Source organism: Paraclostridium sp. (assembly GCF_051656405.1).
GTDB lineage: Bacteria > Bacillota > Clostridia > Peptostreptococcales > Peptostreptococcaceae > Paraclostridium.
Genome location: NZ_JBOGBV010000063.1, coordinates 1 through 6,507, shown reverse-complemented (window position 1 = coordinate 6,507; position 6,507 = coordinate 1). Strand labels below are relative to the sequence as shown.

Genomic DNA, 6,507 nt, shown 5'->3' with positions numbered 1-6,507 from the left:
ACATAAGTAGCTGAATCTGCTGATGATATAAAGAATGTACATAATAGTACCATAGCTACTAATGATAGTATATTTCCAAATTGATAATTTGAAAACACTTTAAAAAGTGCCGTTTCAGTTACCATAGTTGCATCTTTTGCAAAGTCTAATCCTAAATTAGTACCTAATGTACCAAATACAGAAAACCAAACTATACATGCTAACGCTGGTACCAAAGTTACTCCAATTATAAATTCTCTTATAGTTCTTCCTTTAGATATTCTTGCTATAAATATTCCTACAAAAGGTATCCAAGCTATCCACATCGCCCAATAAAATACTCTCCACTGAGCAATCCATTCACCTGTAGGATCCATATATAAACTTTGAGATATAAATTGTTCTACATATAATCCCATTCCATTTGAGAAGTTTGAAATCATATGTGTAGTAGGTCCAATAATAGCTGCTCCAAATAATAATAAAGCCGCTAAAGCTAAGTTTATATTTGATAATAATTTTATACCTTTATCTAATCCGCTAGTAGAACTTTTAATATATAAAACTGTTGCTATTGCTATTATAACTATTTGTAAATATATAGTATTTTTTATTCCAAACATATATTCAAGTCCACCTGCAATTTGCATTGTTCCCATACCTAAAGATGTAGCTATCCCTGTTACTGTTGTAAATACAGCTAAAATATCTATAGTTTTCCCTATAGGTCCCTTTACCCCTTCTTCTCCTAAGATAGGTAAAAACACACTACTTATTAACCCTGGTGCATCTTTTCTAAATTGAAAATATGCTAATGATAATCCCATTATTGCATAAGCAGCCCAGGGAGTTACTCCCCAGTGTATAAATGATTGTTGCATTGCAAAGTTTGTCGCTTCTAAACTTCCAGATTCTACTCCTATTGGATTTACAAAATGTTTCATAGGTTCTACTGCTCCGAAAAATACTAATCCTATTCCCATTCCTGCTCCAAATAACATAGAAAACCAAGATAAGTTACTAAATTCCGGTCTATCAGTATCTTTTCCTAATCTTATATTTCCATATTTACTAAAAATTAAAAAACCTGCAAATATAACTAATGCTAACATAACAATTAGATATACCCAGTTAAAATTATTTACCACTATATTAAATCCTTTATTAGATATATTCTTAAACATTGTAGGTGACACAAGACCTAATATTACAACTACACTGGTCAGTAGTAAAGATATATTAAATACAATATTATTTTTTTTCATACTCAACCTCCGATATATTTTTTATGTCAAAAGTAACAACCCGAATTCTCAAACAAGTTTTTTCTTGAAACAACTTAATTTTAACATAAAGTTGTTTCTTTTGCAAATTTGCATAAATTAAAAGATGCATATAAGTAAATTACAAAATTTACTTATATGCATCTTTTCTAATAAATACTTAGCACCGATTTATATTGAGGATCATTATATAAATGATCAAAATATGTGTGAGCCGATATATATCCGATTCCATAAAGCTGTTCTTTTTCATTTCTTATTCTATATGAATTAAGCGCACCTTTTATTTTAGCTTTATCTTCTATAGTTTCTGATAAGTACACGTCTCTTTGGCTTTGGGGAATATATTTAACATACGAAGGTTTAAGGAAATATCTAGCATCTTTTACTTTCCCTTCATCACTAAGTTTCTTTAAAACTTCTCCGTTTTTTTTGTGCATTGGATGATTGTCATATTTATAGTGTTGAGCTATATGAGTAACACTGCCAAATTTATTTTCAAAATCTAATATCGTATTTTCCATAAGGTCAAAGTGTGGCTTCTCTTCTTTTGTTTTATCAGCTAAGATTATTATATTGCTACTTTTTACTCCTAAATTTTTTAAAGCACATTTAAATTCATTATTTCTTAAACAACACTTTTCCTTTCTATTTATACCTTTAAATTCTGGCATTTGATCAAATGCATTAACTCCTGATCCATCTGAAACTAAAACAATATATACATTGTCTGCTCCACAAGTATTTATAGCTTCTACTATAGTACTACCTCCCCAAAGCACTTCATCATCTTGATGTTGAGGATAAAAAACTACATGACTACCAAGTTTCTTATGTTCAAGTTTTTCATTTTTAAATCCTTGAAACTTAACTCCAAGCCCAATTATAAAAAGAATTAATATTAGAATACCTATTCTAATATTTGTTTTTTTCATATTATCCACCACCTAGTGTCGTTGTTAAAAAATTTATGATTTACTACTAAGTGTACTTATTTTTTCACTCTTATTTATAAATATTCATTTCTTATTTAATTGCCACATTAAACTAAAAAAAACTATCTAAAATTAATTAATTTTAGATAGTTTTTTTGTTAATATCTACTTAATACTGACGTATATTGAGGATCATTATATAAATGATCAAAATATTTATGAGTTGACATATATCCAATTCCATAAAGTTGTTCTTTTTCATTTTTTGTTTTGTATGCATCTAAAGCACCTTTTACTTTTGCTTTATCTTCTTCATTATTTGCTGTATATATATCCCTTTGATCTTCTGGTATATCTTTTACATATGCTGGTTTTACAAAATATCTAGCATCTTTTACTTTTCCTTCATCACTAAGCCTTTTTAAAATTACTCCATTTTTTCTATGCATTGGATGATTATCATACTGATAATGCTGAGAAACTTGAGTAACACTACCAAATTTATTTTCAAAATCTAATATAGTTTTTTCCATTAGATCATAATGTGTTCCTGTTTTTTCTGTTTCATCTGCTAAAATCCTTATATTACCATTTTTCACACCTAAACTGTTTAACGCTGCCTTGAATTCATTATTCCTTAAAATTTCTTTTTCTTTTCTACTTATGCCTTTAAATTGTTCAAGCTGATTAAATACATTTACACCTGAACCATCTGAAACTAATACAACATATACATTATCTGCTCCACACTCTCTTACAGCTTCTATAATTGCACTTGAACCCCATAGAGTTTCATCATCTTGATGTTGAGGATAAAAAACTACATGATCCTTAAAATTCTTATGCATTGGATCTTCAGCTTCTCCATATACAAATTTAGCACCTAATCCTATTATTAAAATAATCATCATACAAATAACTATTTTTATCTTCTTGCTCATTTTCGCACCACCTAATATCTTTTATAAGGGTTTTATACCCTTTAGATATTTATAGTACACATTTTCGCAATATATTTCTACGTTTTTGTCGTTTTTGTTCCATTTCTGTAATATTTTGCAATTTTCCTTTCATTTTCCTACTTATATATAATCTTCAATTTTATATGGTATAAAAGGCTCATTTTTAAATAAAATAGCATTTGTCGGGCATCTATGAATACATTTTTCACATCCTATGCACCTGTTATAAAACTCTATATTTTTTTCATTCATAACTATATTATTAGTAGGACACTCTTTTTCACATATCTTACAATTTATGCATTTACTCGTATCTACCGAAAAGTTTCTCTTTGCATATTTTTTAGCGTAAACTAAAAAACTATCATAAACTAATTTCGTTCCAACAGTTATTTTTTTATAATTTATATCACTTCTTTTATCATTTAAAAAATCTGTAACAATAGCTTCTACCTTATTTGGTGCTAAATCTAAAACTTTTTTAATTTCCTCATCTGTATCTCTTTTGAAAAATTTATGATAATAATTATTAGGCATTTGTATAGATGTATTTATCACTACATCTAATCCTTTTTTATTTAACAATTTTGCTAAAGAAACTCTACCTTCACTATGTTTATCTCCTGCTAGTGTGTGATATACTATACACTTTTTAGGCTCATTAGGTATATTTTTATGTATCCAATCAGTAAGTATTCTTGGTAACATCTCTGCATGTATAGGACCTCCAAACACATAAAAATCATATTCTTTTTTTAATCCACTTTCTTTTTCTATATTTATAATATCCAAGTTTATATTTACCTTATCAAATTCTTCTTTGAAAATCTTAGCTATGTATTTAGAATTTCCAGTTCCTGAAAAAAACACAACTGCTCCATTTTTTAACATCTAATCATCCCCTTCCTTTTAACTATTATTAATTATTTTTTACTTTTATTACAAACAAGGAACCTTTCACTTATAGAAAGGTCCCTCGTTTATTATACATCAGATTATCTAGTTAGTTCATATAATGTAAGCGCATAAATTTCAGTAGCTTTTATTATATCTTTTATTTCAACATATTCATTTGGTTGATGTTCTGTCTTTTTGCCCCAAGGGAATATTGCCCCAAATGCAACACAGTTATCGATAGCTCTTGCGTAAGTAGCTCCTCCAGATGCCATAGGCGTTGAATCACAATTTGTTTCTTGTTCGTATACTTTTCTTAAAGTTTTTATTAAAAAATGATCACTAGGTATATATATTGATTTAAGCCAATCATATTCAATATAATCTAGTCCATACTTATTTGCTTTTTCTCTTAATTCACTTACAAATACATCTTTTTCAACTGTAACAGGTATTCTAACATCTAAATAAATTTTTTCCCCATCTTCATTTAAATCAATTTTTCCTAAATTAAGAGTTAACTTACCTGATACATCTTCGCAATTTGGTAATATATAATTTGCATGTGCATCTTCTTTTATTACTTCAGATATAAAATCTATAGCTGGAGTGTTTATCCCAATATTTTTAAGTGATATACAAAGCCTAGATATGGAATTTATACCTTCATTACATTTTTGCGAATGCACACTTCTTCCTATAACCGTTATCGCATTTTCTTCTTTTTTATATTCAAACCCTAATTTCTCTAATTCACTTTCTAATTCAACTAAATTTATACTGTTATATGTAGCTTTACTTGGAACTGCATTAAAAGCATCTCCTGCTTTTAAATTAACTTTTGATGCTTTATTTGAGGATAAGATACATTGTAACAACCCTTTTTCAGCATTGATACAAGGAAATGCACTATCTGGTGTAAATCCAAAACTAGGTATCTCTTCTTTATTTTCATTGTACTTAGCCATATCTCTCCATAAAGTTTCTTCATCTGTTCCAAAAATAAATCTAACTCTTTTGTTTAACTTAAAACCTGCATCTATTATTGCCTTTGTTGCATATATGGCCGCAATAGTAGGTCCCTTGTCATCTTGTGTTCCTCTTCCATAAAGCTTCCCCCCTATTATAGTTCCCTTAAAAGGTTCTACCTTCCATGCACTTAAATCCCCAGCTGGAACTACATCTAAATGTCCTAAAATACCTACTAGTTCTTCACCTTCTCCTATTTCTGCATAGCCATAATATCCTTCTTTATCTTTATAAGTTTTAAATCCTAATTTGTCACATAAATCTAACATATGGTTTAGTACATCATCTATATCTTTTCCAAATGGATACTGCTTACTTTCTTCACCAATTACACTTGGTATTTGTACACTTTCAATAATTGAATTAACCATTTCATCTTTAATATTTTCAACATTTTTTATAATTTGATCTCTCATATCATATACCCCCTTGTTCAAAATCTACTCTCAACTATAATTATATCAATTTATATTTTTATTTCTATAAATAATACATACTATTTATTTTAATATACAATAAAAAAATGGCTGAATATAGACATTTCAACTTCCATATTCAGCCTTATTATTTAAAATAATTTTTATTTTCTTTTTAAAAACTCACTTATCTCCATAGAACATGTGGATAAAACTGCAAGTCCAAAACAAATTAATAATATGTTAAAGTTAAAACTATAAGGAATATTAAATATTTCTCTCATAAAAGGAAGCTGTGTTGACATAAACATTGTCAAACAAATACAAACTGCACCTAACACATATTTATTACTAGTAAATCCTAATTCAAGTATTGATTGAGTATTAGATCTAGAAGCAAAGGTTTGCATTATTCTAGAAAGTGTAAGTGTTGAAAATGCCATTGCAACACCTAATTCATGAGAATATCTAAGACCTATTAATTGAGCCATTATTGTAACTGCCCCAATTATATATCCTCTAGTTAAAACAAATCCAATTGTATCTTTAGTTAGTATTTTTTCATCTTTATCTCTTGGTGGATTATCCATAACACCTTTTTCAGGCTCTTCAAGTCCTAGTGCTATTGCTGGCAATGAATCTGTTACAAGATTTATAAATAGTAACTGGATTGTAGTAAATGGATTTGGTAATCCTGCAATTACAGCAAATAATATAGCTATTATTCCGCCTAAGTTTCCTGAGAATAAATAAGCTATAGATTTTTTTATATTTGTATAAACAGTTCTTCCTACTTCTATTGCATTTACTATAGTTGCAAAGTTATCATCTACCAAAATCATATCTGATGCATCTTTTGCTACTTCTGTACCACTTCCCATTCCTATACCTATATCTGCTTGTTTTAAAGCTGGAGCATCATTTACTCCATCTCCTGTCATTGCACAAACTTTTCCTTTTCTTTGCCATGCTTTTACTATTCTTATTTTATTTTCTGGTGAAACTCTTG

General features: G+C 28.5%; 6 protein-coding genes. All 6 read right to left on the bottom strand.

The features are described from left to right. Nucleotides 1–1,244, bottom strand: a 1,244-nt coding sequence (locus ACRDDE_RS09245; protein WP_438626973.1) for a BCCT family transporter, incomplete at its 3' end; no start/stop codon positions are given. 167 nt (nucleotides 1,245–1,411) lie between these two features. After that, on the bottom strand, nucleotides 1,412–2,197 hold the full coding sequence (locus ACRDDE_RS09240) for a PIG-L family deacetylase (protein ID WP_438626972.1): 786 nt from the start codon (nucleotides 2,195–2,197) through the stop codon (nucleotides 1,412–1,414). 158 nt (nucleotides 2,198–2,355) lie between these two features. After that, nucleotides 2,356–3,138, bottom strand: coding sequence for a PIG-L family deacetylase (locus tag ACRDDE_RS09235; RefSeq protein WP_438626971.1), 783 nt, complete (start codon nucleotides 3,136–3,138; stop codon nucleotides 2,356–2,358). A 141-nt stretch (nucleotides 3,139–3,279) separates the two neighbouring features. Beyond that, nucleotides 3,280–4,050, bottom strand: coding sequence for an EFR1 family ferrodoxin (locus tag ACRDDE_RS09230; RefSeq protein ID WP_438626970.1), 771 nt, complete (start codon nucleotides 4,048–4,050; stop codon nucleotides 3,280–3,282). Between the two features lie 104 nt (nucleotides 4,051–4,154). Further along, complete coding sequence (locus ACRDDE_RS09225) at nucleotides 4,155–5,498, bottom strand: M20 family metallopeptidase (protein WP_438626969.1); 1,344 nt, start codon at nucleotides 5,496–5,498, stop codon at nucleotides 4,155–4,157. Between the two features lie 164 nt (nucleotides 5,499–5,662). Then, nucleotides 5,663–6,507: HAD-IC family P-type ATPase (locus tag ACRDDE_RS09220; protein WP_438626968.1), on the bottom strand; the 845-nt coding region annotated here is incomplete at its 5' end.

Bases quoted from the DNA above. Each gene is read 5' to 3' on its own strand.
- ACRDDE_RS09240 (WP_438626972.1), bottom strand. From the start codon at position 2,197: ATGAAAAAAACAAATATTAGAATAGGTATTCTAATATTAATTCTTTTT.
- ACRDDE_RS09235 (WP_438626971.1), bottom strand. From the start codon at position 3,138: ATGAGCAAGAAGATAAAAATAGTTATTTGTATGATGATTATTTTAATA.
- ACRDDE_RS09230 (WP_438626970.1), bottom strand. From the start codon at position 4,050: ATGTTAAAAAATGGAGCAGTTGTGTTTTTTTCAGGAACTGGAAATTCT.
- ACRDDE_RS09225 (WP_438626969.1), bottom strand. From the start codon at position 5,498: ATGAGAGATCAAATTATAAAAAATGTTGAAAATATTAAAGATGAAATG.